A 19,140-nucleotide genomic window follows, 5' to 3' on the forward strand; every position below is an offset into this window, starting at 1 on the left:
GGCGGATTTCATCTGCGCCACTGCTGCTGTGACCGTTGCCGTGGCTGCAGCCGTCCCGGCCGACAGGGCCGTGACGTAGGTCGCCATGCTCTGTCGTGCCGGCTCGGAAAGGTCCTGCGACAGGCCGGTGCGGAGGCGCTTGGCCTCCTCCTGGACCTGCTGCATGCCGATGATCATCGGCTGCGGATCGAACTTCGCCTTCGCCAGATCGGCGGCCAAAGGAAAAGCACCAGGTCCGCCGGATGCCGGGAGCTGCGGAGCGCCCGTTGGCGCGACAGGACCCGAAACACCGAAGCTCTTGCCCGCACTCGGCGGGATGACGATCGGGGTGCGCTCTGCCCGCAGGCGTTCCGCTAGAGCGGTCATCGCCTTCTCCATGCCCGGGCGCGCGCCGGAGCCTCCGTCGAGGCTGAACCGATCCGGTCCCGGCTTCGGAAGGCGATCAGGCGCCACTGGGATGCCACTGGGCGTGAACCCAGGGAGGAAGCCGCTCGGGCCCGTCCCGTCTCCTTTCGGCCGCTCATCCAGACCGTCGCCGTCGTCCCTGATCCTGAGGCTCTCAAAGCGAGCTCGCCCGGCCTTCGCGACCTTGAAGGCCTGCAAAGCGGCATCGATGTCGGCGGCCGCCTGATCCACAGCCTGGAGCTGGGCGCGCAGACCCTCGATCCTGGCCTTGGTGCCCTCGATAAGCTCGCGGTGCTTGGACGAGGCGCCGAAGGGGCCGGGCTGGATTGCCTCCATCTTCCGGACCTCAGCCTCTTGCAGCGCGATCTGCTTGACGATCTCTGCCTTGCGCTCCTCGGCCTCCCGACGGTGTTTTCCGCTCTCCGCGCGCGCCACCAGCTGGCTCTCGGGCGTATCGACGCCGTAATAGGCCGTGTTGAACAGGCGGTTCACCTTTGCCTGCCCAGCGTCGGACAGCATGCGTCCCTCGCGCGGTGCGCCAGCGGCCTTGGCCCTTTCGGTTGCGTCGTCGAGATCCTTCAGGGCACCCGTGATGCTCTCCAGCATCGGCGTCACGAGAGGGGACAGCGTCTCGCCAAGCTGGGTCGTGAACCGCTGCCAGGAGCCTGACATCCGGTCGATCTTGGCTCGGCTGTCGTCGAGCACCCGACCCAGATCCTCCATCGTCGTGCCGTCGACCTTGCGGAAGCTCTCAACGAACTTGTCGACAGCCCCCTTCTGAGACAGCAGCGCACGGACGCCGCGGGCGAATTCCATGTCGCCGATGAGCTTCGGGAGCTTAGACAGGTCACCGCCAACGGCCTTGTCGGCGAGCTCGGCGAAGACGGTGATCAGGTCACGCCCCTCCTCGCGAGCCTTTTTCATCCCCTCTTCAAGATCGACACCCATCTCTTTAAAGTTTTTGGCCGTCTCCTTGCTCTCCATCTTCGCGAAGATGTTGTTGAGCGAGGCGGCCGCTTCCTCGGCTGTACCGGTCTGGTTACGGACTACCTGCGCGATCGCCACGAGCCGGCGCAAGCCTTCCTCACCCTTCAGGCCAACCGACGCCGCGAGCGGCGCCAGCGAGGGCAGGTAGCGAGCCATGTCCTTCAGCTCGAACTTGCCGGCTTTGCCGCCTGCCACAAGGATGTCGAACGCAGCCTGCATGCGTGGGGCTGCGATCCCCATCTGCTCACCGATCGCGCCGGCCGTGTTGGCGATGTCGGCCACTTCTGCGCCTGACGCTTGGGCCGTCGCGGCTACGGAGGGCATGAAGGCGCGGATCTCGGGCATCTTCCGGCCCTGCGCCGCCAGTGCCTCGTAGCCGTCCGCGATCTTGTCAAAGGCCAGACCGTACTTGATGGCGAGGTCCTGGGCCTCTCGCGTGACCGCCCGCATCTCCTCGCGCGACGCCTCGGCGGTGAGGCCGACCCGCGTCATGCGGCGCTCGACGTCGGCGAACTCGACGTAGGATTTCCCGGCCCCATAGACGCCGCCGGCCGCGGCGCCGGCGGGGCCGTACCGGGTCAGCCCCGCGGCAGCCAGAGCCTCGGCCTTGTCCTGCCGAAGATCTCCGCCCGCTCCCTTCGGTGCGCTTGGGCGTGTCGGCGGGCGGCGACTGCCCTCCGCATCCGGAGCCCCGAGGCGCCCAGTGCGAAGGCGGCCCTGTTCCCTCGCTAGACGGGAGGTCGCCGCGACCGCGCGTTCTGTGTCGGACGCAAGCCGGCGCATGGCGGCGCTCGATGCGGCTACGCGTCTATCGTTCAGGCGGTCAGTCGCAGTGCCCAGGCGCCGGCCTGCCGCCGCGGCCTGATCCAGATCTCGGCCGAGGGCGCGGGCAACGGCGTCGAGGCCGGCAAGCCCAGCCCGTTCTGATCCCAGCCGTTTAAGGTCGTTGCCGGCCCGCGCGCCGGCAACCGCAACGCCTCGCAGCTCGGCGCCCAGTCGCGCCGTGACGGTACCTGCCCGCGCGCCTGCGGCCGCCATTACCCCGAGGTCACGGCTGATGATCGAACCAGCACGGACGTTGTTCAGTGATTTCGCGGAAGCCCCGAGCGCATCGAGATCGCGCTTGGCCTCCTGCGCCCCGGGCTTGATGCCGTTGATGAGCCTAAGCCGGAGCGCGACGTCCAGGTTGGCCACAGATCAACCCTCCAAAAGGCCGGCGATGAGATCAGCGAGGGCCGAGGCCATGATCGCGGCCGGCCCACTATCCGCTTCCACCTCTTGTGCCGCGGCATGTGCGAGGAGCATCTCGTCCCAGGGCATCGCGAGAACGCAGGAGTAGGGCTCGTTCAGCCCTCGGGCCGCAGCGACGGCGTACTCGCGCCAGGCGCGGAACTCGGGCTGTAGAACATCTCCTCCACGATGCGGGGCAAGAAAGGGCGGGCGGCTGCCAGCAACTCCGCACCGTCGTCATCGATGAGACCGCGAAGCACAGGGGCGGGAAGGCCCGTCATGGCGGCGAGGAAAAGGTAGAGGTCGTAGGGCATGCCCTCGGGCATGGCGGCAATAACTGCGCCGACCTCGGCGACTGCCAGTCGCCGGACCTGGATGCTCCGAACCTCGCGTCCCTCCCACTCGAACGCGTACCGGATCGGCACTTCCTTGGAGATCGAGCCCGGGTCGAGGAACCGAAGGATCGCCACCTCGGCCGGCGGTGGGGGCTCCGCGGCGGTCGGAAGGGTCGCCGAGGCGGCCTCACCCAGTGCCCCTTCAGGCGGCGGGGGAGGCAGCTCGGCTGTGGGGTACTCGCTAAGGGGCCTCGTCGGACGATGGTTCGCCGGTCCGCTCACAGCACGATCCCGCCGGCGATCGCGAGGTTCGTCGCCATGCCGGCGTAGGGGTTCCTGCCGTTGATCAGCGTCGAACCTGGGCCTGCAAAGACATCGAACTTGTGGATCGAGTTGCCGTCGACCACGTCGTTGTAGAAGACAATGTTCCCGAAGGTGTAGTCGCGCCCGGCCGCCTTGTGGCCCTTGACCGTCGCCTGCTTCGAGCCGGTGACGAGGCCCTTCATGACGATGACGCGGCCGCGGTTCTCACCGGTGCGAAACGAGAGAAGGTTCTCGTACCAGGTCGCGGTGACGTAATCGCCCGGCAGTCGGCCGACGAGCCCCTGGATCTGCGGGTCCGCCGTCTTCGTCTTGATCTTGGCCTCCAGGGCCTCGATCTCCTCCTGCCACTTCGTCGCAATCATGTGGCCGCCGGGCGTGAAGGCATCCTCGGCGTGCTTGACCTCCGGCAGCTCGACCTCATCGAGCACGCGCCAGGTGTTGAGCGTGTCGAAGTACCAGTTTCCGCCTCTGACGACGTTGTCCATCGCTCAACGCTCCAAGCTATGCGCGCGCCGCCGAGGACGCTGCGCCGTGTCCGATTGCTGACCTCAGGCGGCGAGCCGCCCCGCGACGCCGTACTGGCTCATCGCCGTCTGGATCTCGTCGGCGAGGATGTTGAAGGCCGCTTCATAGCGGCCGGTGTAGACCTGGATGTCCGTGATCGGCGGCGCCTCCTCGAAGTCGAGGGTGACGACGAACCCACCGGTGCGCAGCGTCGCGTTCGAGTTGAGCGAACGGTCCCAAGCCACGCGTCCGCCAAGGATTGCAGGCTCGGGCAGGCTCTTGAGCTCGGAGATGAAGTCTTCGAGCGCCTGCAGCAGCGTCACGGCGACGTGGGCGCCGAGGTTCTTGCCGATGTACTTGACGAGGGTACGCGGGATGACCTCCCGCACCGCCTTGCGGGTCCGGATGACGTTGATCGCGCGCCAGAGCGGATCGTTGGAGGTGGTGAAGAACCCCCAGAAGGTCTTGCCCTGCGGCGAGTTCGAGGCGCGCGAGGTGCGGTTCTTCTCGATCTGGACGATCGAGTTGACGCCGCGCTGGATCAGGTAGTTCGCCTCGCAATCCGGATCGGAAATCGAGAAGCCGACCGCCCGGTCTGGCCCCAGGATACCTTTGAAGGCCTGGTTGCCGGGATTGTAGTACGGCGCGCCGTGATCCTTGTCGGTTTTCACCATCAGCGCCGCCGCGTGCGGCGAGGCCGGGCGCACGATCGGCACGCCCTCGACGCTCACCCGGATGGCCTGCCCGATGGCGACGACGTTGAGCGTCTCCGAGAAGTCGGCCGCCCACTCGACCGCCGCTTCCTTCGAGCTCGACGGCGTGTCGCAGAAGGCTAGCGCGGTCGGCAGGCGCTCGCAGATCGCATCCAGGGCCGTGGCGGCCGGGTTCGCGGCGTTGCCCAGACGCTGCGAGGTGAACCCCGGCGCGATGAGATTGTCCGGCTCGACCCCGGTCTCACCCTGGGCCGAGAGCAGGGCGTAGAGGCCCGTCCTCTGCGAAGGCGAGCCGACGATGCGCGCCATCTGCTGCTCGAAGGTGCCGGCGCCCGTGAAGTCTGGCACTACCGCCACCAAGGAGGCGATCACCCCCTCCGAGGCGATGGCGTCCAGCGTCTGGCGCAGCGTGCCCGAGGCGCCGGCGCCCGCCACCATGTCCGCATCGTCGGTCGTGAAATGCACCGGCGTATCCGGCGGAAACAGAGCCCGGTCCACGCCGGTTGCCGTGAAGCATCCGCCGATCGTGGCCAGATCCGCGATGATGAAGGGCTGCTTGTCGGTCCGGTTCAGGAACGTGCGAACGCCGACATGTGGCGTGGTGGCGGGCATAGGCGCTCCTTAGCTTGACCGCGAGATCAGTGCGGGCCAGCCTAGAATTGGCGCCTTATCTCTGCTGCCCTGAAGCTATTCAGGGCCGCAATTCACCCCGCGATGGGCGGCCAGGTGATCGCGCCGTAGGCCTCGGCGGCCTCTTCTGCCGTTGTGGCCTCGTCGATCGCCTTCTTGCCCGCGAGACGGACGCCACGGATGGCCGAGCCCGCCTGCTGCCAGAGACTGTAAGCCGCACTGATCGAGCGAGCCACGCCGAGGACGTCGGTCGCAGGCTCGCCCGTCGAAGGATCGATGTCGATGCCGATCGACGCCGCCAGCATGGGATACTTCGCTTCCGTCGCTGTGGACGGCGCCTTCAGCGCGGCCACGGCCTGCGCCTGGACCTCCTGATACTCCATGACCTGTCCGGAGCCGGGCGTCATGATTAGGTTGCGCAGGGTCTCGGCCTTGGCGTCGACGCCGGCCTTGAGATGATCTTTGACCTGGTCCAGCACCAGTACGTCGGGCACACCAGCTGCGGCGAGGGCATCAAGGCTCATATTGCGGTAGCCCTGACCGTCATGGTCGATATTGAACAAGGGTTCACTGGTCATTCTATTCTCCCAACAAAGCAAGGCGATGCGGCTTTGCTCAGCCTAGACGGCCTCAAGCGGACGCGAGGTTTGTTTCGTAAGTGAAGTTCGTCCGCGGATCCTGTCCCGCGGCGACGCCGCGGAAGATCTTGCCCGGCGCGTTCGGTCCGATCGTCGTATTTTGGAACGACGCCGTGATGCGCTGGCCGCCGCCCGATGAGATCAGGACAGCCGCCGTGCCGGCCGTCTCCACCGTGAGGCTAGAGTCGGACATATTGAACGACCCGCCATTGAAGTTCAGCATGTAGCCGTAATCGAGGCCGGCGGGGGTCGTCGGCAAATGCAAATTGATAAACCCGAAGCCGAGGCTGCCCCCATACATGTCAATGCCAGCTACTCGGCGCCCCAAACCGGGCGTCGGCGAGTTCGATGCCTCACCGAAGAACGAGAGCTTGCGAAGCGCAAAGCTGAAGCTGAGCCCAAGTGGCCCCGGTGCCGGCGAGACGCCACGAATGATCAGCGATGCGAAGCTTGTATGACCCACCTTAATTGTGTCGTCGGTCAGCATGTTGATGACGTTGACGACGGAGCGATCGCGCTGCAGGAGCGCATAATCAACGGTCTTAAAGGGAGCAGCCAGAGATCCGCGCCCGGCGGCGTCGATGCCGTTGTTGAAGTCGCAAAAGCACTCCTGGTAGGGCGCCCGGTTCACATAATTGTTGATGATCGTTTGCGCGCCAGCGATGGTGGCGACGCGATCAGCGGCGACCTGGTCAGCGCGGGCCTGGTACAGCGCGGCCGCCTCGTGCAGCTCATGGGTGGCATCCTGCAGGGCTTCGACGACGGTGGTCATGGGCGCAAAACCTTCGCGGTAAGAGTTAGAGCTTGGCCGCGTTGAGGCGGTCGATGATCTTGATCTGGCCGATGAGCAGGCGGGCCATCATGGCGACGCCCTCGGCGAGCGCCCCGGCGGTGTCCGGCACGTCCGGGTTCAGCACCGTGATCGCGAGCGCCGAGGTCGGGATCGCCTCCAGCAAGAGGTCGAAGCCCAGCTCCACGTCGGCGAGCGTCGTCTTGTAGGCCAGCGGGAAGGCCGGATCGGACCACAGCGCCAGCAGCGTACCGTTGCTCAGGAAGAAGCCGACCTCGTTGATCGGGTACTCGCCGGGCGAGCTCGCCGGCAGGAGCGAGAGGACCGTAAAGCCGGCCGGGTCGCGCCGCGCGCCCGACAGGATCGGCACGCGCGCCATCTCGCCGGTCAGCGCCGTCGCCGTCCGGGCGGGCGCGTAGCCTTTGTAGACGCCGCCGACGAGCGCGCCGCGACCGATCGCGACCTGGTCGATCACGGCCTGCAGGCCGGTGCCCTCCGCGTTGGCGATCGCCGCCAGTCCGACATTGGTGAGAACAGGGATCAGCGGCGCGCTCATGGGGCAGACCTCAACAGGATGGGAGCGCGCACCCGCGTCCGGCCGAGCGCGACGCTGGTCAGACCAAGCGTCCGGCCGGAGCGGGCGTCGAGCGTGGGATGCAGGGCGACGCGCGGTGTGACCGTGCCGAGCGCGATCGGCGCAAGGCCGAGTGTACGCCCGGACTTCGCATCCAGACTGGGATGCAGGGCTCGACGGGAGGCGACCTTGCCGGCCGCCACGGGAGCGAGACCGAGCGAGCGTGGGAAGGTCGCGCCGACCGTGAACCCAAAGGCGCGGCTGGCGGGCTTCGCCCGCATGATCGAGGTGAACATCACCCGGATCAGACGATCGTCGAGGACCGGCCCCTCGTAGAGCCTGGCTCGGGCGTAGGCCTTGACGGCGAACGTGTAGGGGACCCCGCGCGGGCTCTCCTCCCACCATTCCGTGATGACGGTATCCGCCTTCAGGGCGGCGAGGGCAATCCGGACGGCGTAGCGCGTGCCCTTGTAGGAGTGCACGATCGGCGCAGCCTCGATCACCGCGCGCTTGATGTCCTCAGGCCAGAGCGGGTCCCAGACGTCGACCGATCGTTCCCAAGCCTGGTGCTTCAGGTAGACGGCCGGCGCGTCCGCGACGGAGCGGACCCGCCGGATCTCGTCCATGTCGATATCGTCGAGGCGGCCCTCCGTGTCGGCGATCGCCAACTCAAGCGGCGTCGCGTCACCCGGCAGGACGAAATCGCGGTCGGGATAGACGAGTTCACTCATCGCCGATCTCCGTCGTCACGGTGACCATCGAGCAGTAGGGTGCCCGGTAGGCCGCCGCCGGCGTCGCCGGCGTGATCGGCGCCGCGTTGACGTCCACGGCACCTGGCGCGAGCTCGACCTCCTCGACGACGATCGCGCCCGTCGCGTCGGCGACGTAGGCGGCGCCGTAGAGCATCTGCAGCAGCTGGGCGGCGCCAGGCCGGTGTTGGCGCCTCGCCTGGGCTTCGAGCCGGGCCTGGGCCTCGTCCCGGACAACGCTACTGTCGGCGCCGGGGCCGACCTTCAGCAACGCCGAGATTTCATAGGTGACGATCTCGGCGGCAAAGACGCGGATGAAGTCCGCGATCGGGTAGCGGTCCTCCTGCCGCAGCTCGGCCTGGACGGCCGCAACGAGCTGGGGCGACGCCGTTCCGTCACCCTCGACCGCGACGATGACCACGTGAACCTCGCCGAGCGGCGTGAAAGGGGTCGCCCGCGTCCCCCCGAAGCTCATCGGCCCGTACACCGAGGCGGACTTCACGCCCGGCGTGGCGAGCGTGAAGGCGAGGTAGGCGCCCTCCGGGCCGGCGGCCGACAGGGTCTCGGGGGCGAGCTGGATGCGGCGTCGGAAGTCGTCGTCGAGCTCCCAGTCCTCGGGGCTGGTCGCGAAGTCACGCGGCTCAGCCACCAGAGGCAGACGCGCCACGGCCGGAACCTGCGTCGCCCCGAGGCCGTCCAGGAACGCTCCCCAACTCGTGGCGAGAAGCACCGCCCGGATCGCATCGTCCCGACGCGTGAGCGCAAGCAGCTCGCGCACGCCGCCGGCCTCGGCATTGGCCACCACGATCGGGTCCGTCTCGAGCATCCCGACGTCGAAGGCGAACCCATAGCGCGCCAAGCGCTCCTCGAGCTCCGCGATCCGTGCAAGCTTGATCGCCGCGAAGGTGTCGGTTCCGAGCGGAAGTGCCGGCAGGCGGGCAAGGTCGATATCGGTGAAGCGGGTCATGCCGGCCCCGCCGTCTCTGCATCGTTCAGGGCGAACGTCGCGGTAACACGCTCGGCGATCTTGAAGTTGTTGAGGCGGCCTTCCGGATAGTAGATCCCGGTGGTGCCCAGCGCGAGGAGCCCCGTGCGATCGGCGCGCACGAGCTGAAAGCGCCGGATGTCGTATTCCGGCTCCCACCGGCGGATCGCCTTGCGGGCGTCGCGATAGATCGCGAGCACCACGGGTGCGGTCAGGTTCCGGCCGATGTGGCGCACGCCCGGGAAGCCGAAGTCGAGCAGCATCAGGCGCTCGGTCAGCAGGGTCCGGAGGATGACCTCGACCGATTGCCGGACGTGGTCGAAGCCCCGAAGAGCCTTTCCCGTTCGACGGTCGATGCCGGAGCGGTAGCGGATCATGGGGCGGTCTCGGCCTCGGCACCGGCCGGCTCACCTGGGCTCGCATGCGCCTCCTCGACCTCGCTCGCGAGGAGCGCGGCGCGGGTGCGCAGCGCGACGGCCTCCTCCCGCATGCGGTCGAGCCGCTTCGAGCCCAAGGTGAACACCTTCGGCAGCGTCTTGCCCTTCGGAACGATGGTGCCCTCACGCAAGCCGTGCTCGGCCTCGGCTGCGGTGAGGGTCAGCGTCTGCCCCTTGACCACGACGCGGCCGGCCACGCGGGGTCCGGCCCGCTCCGTGAGTTCGTATTCGGCGGTGTCGGCCATGGAGATCTCCATCAGACGAGAAGCTGATCGTTGCCATCGACGGCGAGGTCCCCGCCGCTATCCTTGCCGCCCTTGTAGTGAGCGGGGCGCGAGCCGCCCTTCGCCTTGAAAACACCGAGCATCTGCAGCCCGTCGCCGGTGAGCTCGAAGCCCTGGCTGCCGTGCTTCAGGACCACCTTGTCCTTGGTCACAGACATCCGGACGCTGCCGTTCTCGAACAGCACGGCCTCATCGGCCCCCTGCTCGGGATGTTTGTTTGTGTCGTTGAAGGTGCCGAACACCGCGACGCTGTCGGCGCCGACCACGCCGGAAGCGCTCTCCAGGTACATCTGCTCGCCGATCGAGGGCAGGACGAAGGTCTTGAAGGCGCCGGCCGAGTTCGACTGCACGCGGGTCCAGGGGCCGAGGATCTTCTCGCCGGTCTCCGGGTCCTCGCCGAGCTCGATCCGGACCTTGCGCGTCTTCTCGTCCCGCTCTGCCACGGGCCCGCCGATGCGCTGCAGCGCCAGCTTGCGGTTGAGCCGGACGTTCTCCTTGCGCAGGCGGCGCAGTTCCGAGCCGATGTAGCTCATGGATTGCCTCCCGCCGCCGGCGGCACCCAATCCGGATCGCCGGGCAGGATCGCCCGCCCCATCGCGTCGAGAGGGACGGGGCTCTCCATGTCCATGAAGGGCTGACCCTGCGCGTACAGGATCTGCCACCAGGTCACGGCAAAGTAGGCCGTTCCTCGGTCCTCGGTCATGACGTTGAGGATCGGGCGGGCCTCGGCATCCTCGGGCATGCCGATCTCGGGCAGGCCCCAGCGCGCGGCCGGTGTCTCGACGAGGGCGAGGACGGCATCGCAGAGGGCGAGGCCGAGCTCGTCCCGGTAGGCGAGCCGCGGCGGATCGCCGACGAGCCGATCCTCGACCACGACGTAGACGACGATCTCGACCGGCACGTCCCGCAGGCCGCTCATGCGATCTTCGGCCGGCCGGATGCGCGCGATCGCCACGCCGAACGACGGCGGGCTGAACATGTCCTTGCGGTCGAGATCCGCGATGTCGAGGCGCGCGGGCAGCGCCTTGACCTCGATCTCGGAGAAGGCGGCCTTCAGCGCGTCGACCACCGCCGTTCGGTATTCGAAGGCGCGGGACGTGGTGAGGAGGTCGGCAAGCGTGGTCACTGCGCCAGCCTCCCGAGCCAGTCGGTGACGACGTCCTCGATCTCGCGGCCGTTGGCGGTCGAGAGGCCCACGAAGGGCCGGGCCGGGATCGTGACACGCTTGGCAAAGCGCCGGCGGCCGCCGCTGACGAAGGACAGGGACTTGCCCTTGGCGGTGATGACCGCGCCGTCCTGGTGGACGTGCGCGTATTCCCACGACGAGCCCCAGGTCACCTGGCTCGCGCCGACCTCGAACGCGATGCTGTCGCGCAGGTGCTCGCCGGTGCGCAGCAGGATCGAGGTGCCCTCCCGGTTGGCCGGCCAGGGCGCGCCGTCCGGCGACGTCTTCTCGCTCTCGATCCGGCGACGGGTCTGCATCTCGCCGATGCCGCCGATCGTCGTGAGGAGCGCGCCCTCGTCGAGCTCGGCGAAGCGGCCGATCAGAGCGTTGGCCGCGGCGAGGTCGCGGACGTCGAGGGTGAGGGAGACGCCGCTCATCCGGCGCCCCCGAACCGGCGGCGGGTGAACAGGCGCTCGGGCGCGTCGATCACGACCTCGTTGGGCGATCCGCTCGTGGTCGGCTCGCCGGCGGGCGCGGATGCGCTGCCGCCCTCGAAGTTCAGGGCGCCTCGCCCGGCGGCAATGCCTTCAAGCCGCTTCACAGCGGTGGCATAGCGGACCTGGATCGCCTCGGTCTGCCGTCCAAAGGAAAGCGCCACGCGGTAGAGCGCCATGTCGATGGCGTAGAGCCGCAGGACGCTCCGGCTCTCCGCATCGAGCCGATCCAGGTCCTCGCCGGTGTAGCGGGCCGCCAGGATGGCACGGATCTCGGACGAGACGTCGGCGCAGGCGGCCTCGACGCGGACGGGATCGACCTGACGCGTGGTCTCGTCGGCCGCCAGCACGGCCAGCTCGCGCGGGTGGCGCGCCTGGATCTCGGCGAGAGTGACGAAGGGCGCGCGGCGCTCGGCCATCTAGGACCCCTCTGGAAGGGGCGCCAGCGGGCGACCGAGATTGTCTTTCTGGCTTTGGTCGAGAAGCTTTCCCAGCTTCGCATGACCAATGCGATGGACCTCGTCGATGCTGATCAGCCCAAGCATCGCGGCGTAGTGGGTCGCCGCGAACATGTCGCCCAGTTCCTTCGTCAGGCGCTGCCGCGCACTCAGCACCTGGTCCGCCGGCGTATCCAGACCGAAGCGCAGGGCTTGGCCGGCGGCCTGAGACACCTCTCCGGCCTCCTCGGCGATCAGGCCCAAGACGTAGACGGCGACGGGTTCAACGCGGGCGTCCATGTCAAACTCCGGCGAGAATGGGAGGAAGCCGGCGGGCACATCGTCCCGCCGGCGGGGGGGCTGCCCCCTGCTGCCCGCGATGCAACAGCACCGCACCGCGGGTGCCGGCCTCGGGGACCGCGTCCCTGTACCGGCGCCCCTCATCGGGGCATTCGTGGGTGCGGGGGCCGGGGTCGAACCGGCGACCACCGGGTTATGAGCCCGAAGCTCTACCGCGCTGAGCTACCCCGCGGAGCCGCGCGCCCCTCAGTCGTCCGAGGCGTCGTCGAGCTCATTCCAGGGGGTGTCGGAGATCGCGCCGATGCCGACGAGTTCGGTGTAGGCGCGGAAATCGACCGGAACCCAGCGGTTGTCGCCGTCCGGCGCGTAGAGCACGCCGTCCCGCCGGATGGCCGTCATCGCGCGAGCGAGGCGCTGGCCGGGCACTTCGGCGGCGTCGACCACGAAGCCGGCACCGTCGCGAGCACGCCGCAGGCTGTAGAGCTCGTCGCGCTCGCGCGCCGTCAGCGGGTCGTTCGCGCCAGCCGGTCGCAGACCGAGGCCTTCGGCGGCGGCATCGGTCAGCGGCCGCGTCTCGACCCCGTCGACGGGTCGAGCCGTCCGAGCCGCGCCAACGCCGGGACCGCCGGGGATCTCCGGGACTGGCCCCGCCCCGATCACGACTGGCTCGCTCGCGGCCTGGGCGGCCTGTTCAGCGGTGCCGGCGACGGCGACCGGAACGGTGGACGCCTTCTCGACGCTCGCAGGCGCCGCCTCGGTGCCAGCGCCGGCGACAGGCGCAGTGCCGCCGGTGCCCTCGCCACCGGCCGGCGCGTTGCCGCCCGCGCCACGAGGCTTGCGACCGGTCGAGCCGGCCTGGGTGATGTCGGCCATGATGACGTCCCTCCGTGGTGGATGGGCCGCGCGAAACCCTCGCAGGGCTACGCGACGGCGTTCTGAATGAGGAAGCCGACGTCTTTGGCGACGATCTGCTCCTCGACCTTCTCGCCGACGCGAACGACCTTGCCGCCCTCCAGGCCGACGTCGCGGTCCTCCCACGAGCCGGCGATCCGGGTGCCGAGCTGGGCGGTGAAGCCCCAGGTGATGCCGCCCTGTTCCGGGCGCAGGTTCTGGTCGCGGAAGTGCAGCTGGATCGACTTGCCCCAGACGCGGCTGAGATTGGCCGCCTGACCCGGCCGGGCCACGTTCACGAAGCTCTCGCCGATCGCGAGCTCGCGCAGGCCCTCGCCGCGGAAGAGATCCACGAACTCCTCGGGCTTGATGATGCCCTTGCTTGTGACGTTGCCACGAATGGCGTTCACGAGCTGCGGGTGGGACGAGATCCCGGTCCAGACGTCGCGCCCCATCGACATGAAGTTCGGCCGGTAGATCAGGGTGCTCTGGAAGGCGGCCTTCAACACGCCGATGATATCGCTGGCGCCGTTGGAGAACTGATCCGCGCCCGAGAGTACCAGGCGCCGCGTCGGGCTGTAGTTGGCCGGGTCCTGGACCTTGGCGGCAACGCGGACTTCGCGATCGAGCAGGATCAGGTTGGTCAGGCCCTCGGCCGCGCGGTTCTCCGGATCATAGTTGCCGAGGTTGCGCGCCCGCATGTTGGCGGCCGCGTTGATGTCGGAGATCGGGATGCCGTCCTCCAGGCCGTAATCGCGGGTACGGCCCGCCCGCTCGATGCCGCTGAACTCGACCCGCTCGACCCGGCCGCGGCGCGAGACGAGGGTGCGTGGCACCGTGAACATCTCGGCGATCGGATACTCGGTCCACTTGTACTCCTCGGCCGGGACCGGGATGCGGGGCATCACACGGTCCGCGATGAGGGTGTTGGCCGGGTTCGAATACCCGATGGCGATGGCGGTCATCACCGGGTTGGTGACGAAGGGACGAGGAGCCATGAGTGCGGACCTTCAGGAGCTGCGGGAGGGGAGCGATCAGCCGTAGATCGCGAAGGGCGAGATCAGGACCTTGCCGATGTCGTCGGCGAGCCCCGGGCCGCGCGCGGTCCCGATGCACCACACGACGGAGCCGGCGGCGGGCTTCACGGCCTTGACGCCCCGGCCAAAGGCGTCGGCCGTGATGGGGTCGCCGGCGGCCACGACGCCGCCGAAGCGCAGGTCGGCGACTTGGGTGAGCTGAAGGTCGACGAGCCCGTGAGCGGCCGTGCCGCCGACGCTGTCGGTGACACCGGCGACCGGCTGGCCCGGCCCGGTCATCAGGGCGACGCGGTCGCCGTTGGACGGGTCCGCAAAGGCCGCGAGCAGAAAGCCGGCGATATCGGCGGTGATCGCGTGCGACTTGTAGAAACCGTCCTGCATGACCTGGATCTCCGATGGCGGGGTGCGCTTGAGGCCTCAGGCCTTGGCGTCGGCGGCGAGCTGCACGGCCTCGGCGTAGCCGATGGGGTTGCCGGCGGAGGCGTGCTCGGCCTGGATCTTCGTGGCCTTGGCGGCCAGCGTGACGGGGTCGACCTCGCCGCCGGTGCCGGGCTGGTGTCCGTCGAGCCCGGAGCCCTGGAGGTTCGGCGCGGTGGCGGCGAGCATCGCCTTCACCCCGGCCAGGCCCTCGTCGCTGGCACACAGAGTGACGAGGCTTTCGCGCTGAGCCGGGACGATCCGGCGCTCCTTCAAGGCGCCCTCAAGGAGATCCGTGACCTCCTTGTCGCGCGCCGCCTTGGTCAGGGCGTTCAGCTGTGCCGACGTCGTTGCCAGCTGCCCCTGCAGCTGCGTGACCAGCGAGCCGCCACCATCCTTCAGCCCGCCGATCGCCGCGAGGCAGGCGGCGGCGTCGGCCGTCTCCGGCAGGCCCAGCGCCGCGGCGAGCGGCTTCACCTCGGCGCGCGCGCCGATGGCGGCAAGGCAGGCGGCCTCGGTGGCGTCCTCGGGCAGGCCGAGGGCCTTGGCGATCTCTTTCATGCTGGGCTCCAAGGTGCCGCCGAGCGCATGCAGGAGCGCCGGCATCGACAGGGCGGGGGTTGCGACAAGCGAGATCGAGTGGAGCCAGACGGCCTGGCCGCTCGCGTCGGGAAAGAAGGTCGGAGAGACGTAGCGGTGCTTGCGCACGACGCCGGCGGCCGTGGCCGGATCGAGCCAGTTCACCCGCGCCCAGGTGCCGTCCGGCCGCGCCTGCAGCTCGGCCGCGTAGCCGATCGGCTCGACGTCCTCGCCGCGCGTCGCCCGCAGGGCGAGGCCGTGGTTCGTATCCACGGCGACGTCGACGGCGTCCGAGACGAACCGCGCCGCCAGCACCTCGGGATCGAAGCCGTAGCTGCGCCCGTCCCGGGTCGCAAACTTGCCCCGCGGCGTCACCCTGATCCACTCGGGCGCCCGCGCCTCTCCGCCGGTCGCCGCAAGCGTCACCTCGCCGGCGATGATGCCGAAGGCTGGCAGTTCGAGCGATGAGGGGGCAGGGCGCTGGGTCACGGCCGCACACTGGCGGCGGGACCACGCCGGAACCCTGCTGAAAGCTTTCAGCTCGGTAAGCCGGCAGGCGGCTGATTGGGGCAGCCCGAGGCGCACGGCGCTCGTCGTCCAGACGTTACCGCTTTGCCCGGCCGCGGGAACCCCTCCAGGATCGCCCCAGGTGCTTCAATTTCATCTTCAAGAGATTTTGGGGGCAGACGGGCGTCTCGGAACAGGAGGCCCTTCAGCGGGCCGTTTTCGCGAAGCCCCGTTTGAGCGCGCGGGCCGGCCGTGGTATGTGGATCATGCGGACGCAAAATTCGCCTTCGGGCGGCCGTTCGGCCATCCCCGTGCAAGCGGGGCGTGGGAGGGGGTTACGGCCCTTCGTCCGCATCGTTCTCCCCCTCATTCAGCATGACGCTGCGGCCCTCCCGGGCGCGCTGGTTCGCGCGGTAGCTCTTCCGGGCCGGCCGGAACAGCGTCAGGGTCCGCCAGGCGCCTCGGACGCGCGTCAGCACCGCGCTCCACTCCTCGCCCGACACCTTCGCGAACGCCCAGATCCGCGTCGGGTCCGTTCGTGACGTGTGGATCTCGCCCTGATCCAGGACAGCCTGCAGCTTGACCCAGTCCTCCGGCACGGACGAATGCGCCGCGTGGCTGTGCGCGATCGCGGCATCGCTGGCCGTGATGGTGACCGGCGCGCGCTCCAGGCCGATGCCCCGCAACGCGTCGAGCCGGCGCGGCAGCACGGCGATCGGCAGGTTCACGTGCGTCCAGGGCGCCGCCTTCGCGGCGGCCGCATCCTGGGCAGGCTTGGATTGGCCGGCTGCCTTAGCGGTGGCCGCGGCCTCGTCGCGGCGCGCGCCGAGGTTCAGGGCCTCGGCATGGTGGCGCTCGAACGGCTCGGAGCGGACCAGGTCCTCGACGCCAAGACGAAGCGCCTGGCGCACGGCGGTTGGGTTCGGCCCGGCCGCGGCCGCCTCGATCCGGCCGGCGAGCGCGTCGGCCGCCGCGCGCCGGCGCTCGGCCGCGAGGCCGGGATTGTGCGCCCAGCCCGGATCGATGCCGTCCGGAACCCGCACGATCTCGCCCGTGCGCCGGTTGAGGAAGGGCTTCTCGTCGAGGGCGGGGCGCTCGTCGGAGAAGCCGGGCTGCCCGAGCCTGTCCTCGCGCTCGAACCGCGAGACCTGGCGGACGGCGCATTTGCAGCGCCAGCCGTTCGGCGGGAAGTGGGTGCGCCACCAGGGATCGTCCGCCGGCAGGATCGTACCCGCCCAGCGCAGGTGCTGGTCCCGCGGGGCCAGCGACGTGGTGCGCACGTAGAGCAGGTAGGGCAGCGCTTCCTTGGTGCGCTGGATGCGCTCCCACTGCCCGGCGGCCTGGGCGGCACGCATGTTCGAGGAGAAGATCGTCTGCAGCCGGCCCGGGGCGGTGAAGTCGACCTTGCGATCCGGACGCTCGCCGGTCGGATCGACGACGAGGCGCGGCTTGCCCCAGCCGATCCGCTCCAGTTCGGGCTTGAGGGCCGCCCGCCAGTTCTCGAAGCCCTGCCCGTTGTCGATCGCCCGCTTGATGCTGTCGCGCAGGACGCCGAGCAGCTCGACGTCGACGGCCTTCGCCACGGTGAAGGCGTGGGCGTGCTCCTCGCCCCAGATGTCGAGCCAGGAAAACCCGGGCTTGAGACCGCGATCCGCAAAGTAGCGCGGCACCTCGGCGGGCACGCGGAAGCTGTTCTGCGGGGTGGCCATGGCACTTCTCAGGAGGCGGGCAGCACGATCACGCCGACCTGCATATTCGTGAGCGCCCCGGTGTAGGGGTTGAGCGAAACGCCGACCGTGGCCGCCAAGGTGAGCGCGGACAGGGTCAGGTTCTGGGGCGTCATCGCGACCACGCACTTGATCGAGACGCTGGTGGCGGTCGCACTCGTCGGCCAGCAGCTCGGGACGCCGGAGCCTGAATAGACCGGTGCCAGGGCAACCTGCACCGGCGTGGCAAGCGCACCCTGCGCTGACCAGTCGAAGGTCGCCGTGCCATCGCTCGCAAGCGTGACGGTCTTGCTCCGGGTGATGCGGGGCTGGCGCGCGTCGGCCGGCCGATAGGTGCCCGCGGTGCCGACGCTGCCGCCGGGCATCTCCGTTGGCGGCGCGGCCGTGGCCGGCTTCGGGATAGCAGCCTGCATTGTCGCCATGGCAGACTGGATCTCGGCCTTCGTCGGATAGGCCGAGAGGTCGAGCGGCCGTTCCCCGCCAGGTCCGGCCGCATTGGACACGCCCGCCAGAGCAAGCACCGCACCCAGTGAGGCGGAGGAGAGGGTTACTACGAGCAGGTTTATGCCAGACCCCGCCATCTCGAACTCCTCAGTAGCTCATCACGGCGACCGTTCCGCCGGCGGATGCGCAGGCGACGTACAGGGCGGCCGAGGTCCGGCCGGATGCATCGAAGGTAAAGAAGCCGCCGGGCGGCAAGGGCCAGCCGGTTCCGTAGGCTGCAGCACTGCCCATGAGCTCGCAGGTGATGCTGGCGCTGGTGTTCATCACCGTGCGCCGGTTGGCCGTGTCAGGGGCGGAGACGAGCGCGCCCGTCGTACCGATGCCGGAGATCTTCTGGACCGAGATTGCCGCGGAGGCGGGAGGACCAGTGAAATCGATGATCGACCCGTCCGGCCCGTAAACGACCGTCGCACCGGTGAAGTTGGATCGTCCGAAGGTCGGCATCTGCCTTGGGGGCGTCTCGGCGGCGGCGAACCCTGACGCCAGCGCCACGAGAGCGAACAGGCAGGCGGACATCCTTGCCCACCTCCGCGGTCTCGCGATGCCGATAGATTTACTCGCCCGTGAAGTGACGCCGCTCCGGCGATCGAAACCCCTCATCATGCCGCCTCACGTCTTGCGGTGCCGCCGGTGGAAGCTGTCCAACGAAGAACGATCCGATCGCAATGTTCAGGGGTCAGCTCTAAGCCCAGGCAAGCCCGGCCGGTCTCCTCCGCTGCCAGGAGTGTCGACCCGGAGCCGAGGAAGGGATCGTAGACGAAGTCACCCGGACGCGTGTGATTGAGGATCGGCCGCCGCATGATCTCGACGGGCTTCTCCGTAGGGTGCCCCGTCGCCGATCGACGATGTGGCACCTGCCATACCGTCATCTGCCGCCGGTCGCCCTGCCAGTTCGCGGTGCGGCCGCGCCGAACCGCGTACCAGCACGGCTCATGACGCCAGTGATAGTGGCCGCGGCTGATGATGAGGCGGCCCTTGTCCCAGATGATCTGTGAGCGCGGCAGGAACCCCGCGGTGCGGAGGCTGGCTTCGACAACGGCCGTGTGGAGCGTTGAATGCCAGACATAGGCGACGTCGCCCGGAAAGAGTGACCAGGCCGCGCGCCAGTCGCACCGATCGTCGTTCCTGATCAGCCCTTGTGCCCGGCCGGCCTTCCCCAGCATCCGCTCCCGCCATGCGGGATCGTAGTTCACGCCGTAGGGCGGGTCCGTCACCATCAGGTTGGGGCGGTGACCCGCCAAGACGCGAGCGACCGTCGCGGCGTCCGTCGCATCTCCGCAGATCAGCCGGTGATCTCCCAGGCTCCAAAGATCGCCCGGCCTTGAAGCCGGGTTTAACGGGGTCTCCATTCTTGTTCGCCAGGTTGCCCGAGCCGCTGCAGCGGTGGCGGGATGGCCGAGAGATCGGCCGCTTTCGGTCGTGCGAGGTCTGCGCTCGCGGCTCGGGGTGCTTCCAACACCCCGGCCCCCGCCGGGTCGGCGGAGGATGGTCGGTCCG

The 19,140-nt window shown here is 69.0% G+C and carries 24 protein-coding genes and 1 tRNA gene; all 25 read right to left on the minus strand.

What is annotated here, in order from left to right; translation table 11 throughout:
- A partial coding sequence (locus MFF55_RS02780; RefSeq protein ID WP_238242558.1) for a phage tail tape measure protein occupies positions 1-2,586 on the minus strand: 2,586 nt, incomplete at its 3' end.
- A gap of 152 nt (positions 2,587-2,738) precedes the next feature.
- Complete coding sequence (locus MFF55_RS02785) at positions 2,739-3,239, minus strand: hypothetical protein (protein ID WP_238242559.1); 501 nt, start codon at positions 3,237-3,239, stop codon at positions 2,739-2,741.
- Positions 3,236-3,766, minus strand: coding sequence for a phage major tail tube protein (locus MFF55_RS02790; RefSeq protein WP_238242560.1), 531 nt, complete (start codon positions 3,764-3,766; stop codon positions 3,236-3,238). The genes MFF55_RS02785 and MFF55_RS02790 overlap by 4 nt, the downstream gene beginning before the upstream one ends.
- A 63-nt stretch (positions 3,767-3,829) precedes the next feature.
- The gene (locus MFF55_RS02795; protein WP_238242561.1) at positions 3,830-5,110 is read right to left on the minus strand and encodes a phage tail sheath family protein; all 1,281 of its coding nucleotides are present in this window, start codon (positions 5,108-5,110) and stop codon (positions 3,830-3,832) included.
- Between the two features lie 92 nt (positions 5,111-5,202).
- Entirely contained in the window at positions 5,203-5,706 is a 504-nt protein-coding gene (locus MFF55_RS02800) for a hypothetical protein (protein WP_238242562.1), read from the minus strand.
- Between the two features lie 52 nt (positions 5,707-5,758).
- A complete protein-coding gene (locus MFF55_RS02805) occupies positions 5,759-6,538 on the minus strand; it encodes a hypothetical protein (RefSeq protein ID WP_238242563.1) in 780 nt (259 codons plus the stop codon).
- A gap of 25 nt (positions 6,539-6,563) precedes the next feature.
- Positions 6,564-7,112: a phage tail-collar fiber domain-containing protein gene (locus MFF55_RS02810; RefSeq protein ID WP_238242564.1), complete on the minus strand. Its 549-nt coding sequence runs from the start codon at positions 7,110-7,112 to the stop codon at positions 6,564-6,566.
- Entirely contained in the window at positions 7,109-7,861 is a 753-nt protein-coding gene (locus MFF55_RS02815) for a phage tail protein I (protein WP_238242565.1), read from the minus strand. The genes MFF55_RS02810 and MFF55_RS02815 overlap by 4 nt, the downstream gene beginning before the upstream one ends.
- A complete protein-coding gene (locus tag MFF55_RS02820; RefSeq protein WP_238242566.1) occupies positions 7,854-8,846 on the minus strand; it encodes a baseplate J/gp47 family protein in 993 nt (330 codons plus the stop codon). The genes MFF55_RS02815 and MFF55_RS02820 overlap by 8 nt, the downstream gene beginning before the upstream one ends.
- On the minus strand, positions 8,843-9,241 hold the full coding sequence (locus MFF55_RS02825; protein ID WP_238242567.1) for a GPW/gp25 family protein: 399 nt from the start codon (positions 9,239-9,241) through the stop codon (positions 8,843-8,845). The genes MFF55_RS02820 and MFF55_RS02825 overlap by 4 nt, the downstream gene beginning before the upstream one ends.
- A complete protein-coding gene (locus tag MFF55_RS02830; protein ID WP_238242568.1) occupies positions 9,238-9,546 on the minus strand; it encodes a hypothetical protein in 309 nt (102 codons plus the stop codon). Before MFF55_RS02830 ends, MFF55_RS02825 begins: the two co-directional genes overlap by 4 nt.
- Positions 9,547-9,557: 11 nt before the next feature.
- Positions 9,558-10,118, minus strand: a complete 561-nt coding sequence (locus MFF55_RS02835) for a phage baseplate assembly protein V (protein ID WP_238242569.1) — start codon at positions 10,116-10,118, stop codon at positions 9,558-9,560.
- The gene (locus MFF55_RS02840; protein WP_238242570.1) at positions 10,115-10,711 is read right to left on the minus strand and encodes a hypothetical protein; all 597 of its coding nucleotides are present in this window, start codon (positions 10,709-10,711) and stop codon (positions 10,115-10,117) included. Before MFF55_RS02840 ends, MFF55_RS02835 begins: the two co-directional genes overlap by 4 nt.
- On the minus strand, positions 10,708-11,187 hold the full coding sequence (locus MFF55_RS02845; RefSeq protein WP_238242571.1) for a phage virion morphogenesis protein: 480 nt from the start codon (positions 11,185-11,187) through the stop codon (positions 10,708-10,710). The genes MFF55_RS02840 and MFF55_RS02845 overlap by 4 nt, the downstream gene beginning before the upstream one ends.
- Positions 11,184-11,663 carry a phage protein Gp36 family protein gene (locus MFF55_RS02850; RefSeq protein ID WP_238242572.1) on the minus strand — a complete coding sequence of 160 codons (480 nt, stop codon included), beginning with the start codon at positions 11,661-11,663 and terminating at the stop codon, positions 11,184-11,186. The genes MFF55_RS02845 and MFF55_RS02850 overlap by 4 nt, the downstream gene beginning before the upstream one ends.
- Positions 11,664-11,981 carry a hypothetical protein gene (locus MFF55_RS02855; protein ID WP_238242573.1) on the minus strand — a complete coding sequence of 106 codons (318 nt, stop codon included), beginning with the start codon at positions 11,979-11,981 and terminating at the stop codon, positions 11,664-11,666.
- A gap of 155 nt (positions 11,982-12,136) precedes the next feature.
- Positions 12,137-12,213: transfer RNA gene (locus MFF55_RS02860), tRNA-Ile, on the minus strand.
- Positions 12,214-12,227: 14 nt separating this feature from the next.
- The gene (locus MFF55_RS02865) at positions 12,228-12,854 is read right to left on the minus strand and encodes a hypothetical protein (protein ID WP_238242574.1); all 627 of its coding nucleotides are present in this window, start codon (positions 12,852-12,854) and stop codon (positions 12,228-12,230) included.
- 47 nt (positions 12,855-12,901) lie between these two features.
- Complete coding sequence (locus tag MFF55_RS02870) at positions 12,902-13,870, minus strand: capsid protein (RefSeq protein ID WP_238242575.1); 969 nt, start codon at positions 13,868-13,870, stop codon at positions 12,902-12,904.
- A gap of 36 nt (positions 13,871-13,906) precedes the next feature.
- On the minus strand, positions 13,907-14,290 hold the full coding sequence (locus MFF55_RS02875) for a hypothetical protein (RefSeq protein WP_238242576.1): 384 nt from the start codon (positions 14,288-14,290) through the stop codon (positions 13,907-13,909).
- A gap of 36 nt (positions 14,291-14,326) precedes the next feature.
- On the minus strand, positions 14,327-15,394 hold the full coding sequence (locus MFF55_RS02880; RefSeq protein ID WP_238242577.1) for a phage protease: 1,068 nt from the start codon (positions 15,392-15,394) through the stop codon (positions 14,327-14,329).
- A gap of 353 nt (positions 15,395-15,747) precedes the next feature.
- Positions 15,748-17,121, minus strand: a complete 1,374-nt coding sequence (locus tag MFF55_RS02885) for a phage head morphogenesis protein (protein WP_238242578.1) — start codon at positions 17,119-17,121, stop codon at positions 15,748-15,750.
- A gap of 8 nt (positions 17,122-17,129) precedes the next feature.
- The gene (locus tag MFF55_RS02890) at positions 17,130-17,720 is read right to left on the minus strand and encodes a hypothetical protein (RefSeq protein WP_238242579.1); all 591 of its coding nucleotides are present in this window, start codon (positions 17,718-17,720) and stop codon (positions 17,130-17,132) included.
- Between the two features lie 10 nt (positions 17,721-17,730).
- Entirely contained in the window at positions 17,731-18,159 is a 429-nt protein-coding gene (locus MFF55_RS02895) for a hypothetical protein (protein ID WP_238242580.1), read from the minus strand.
- Positions 18,160-18,242: 83 nt separating this feature from the next.
- Positions 18,243-18,992, minus strand: a complete 750-nt coding sequence (locus MFF55_RS02900; protein WP_306421376.1) for a DNA-methyltransferase — start codon at positions 18,990-18,992, stop codon at positions 18,243-18,245.
- Positions 18,993-19,140: the final 148 nt, after the last annotated feature.

Origin of the sequence: Methylobacterium iners (assembly GCF_022179305.1) — a bacterium.
Classification (GTDB): Bacteria; Pseudomonadota; Alphaproteobacteria; order Rhizobiales; family Beijerinckiaceae; genus Methylobacterium; species Methylobacterium iners.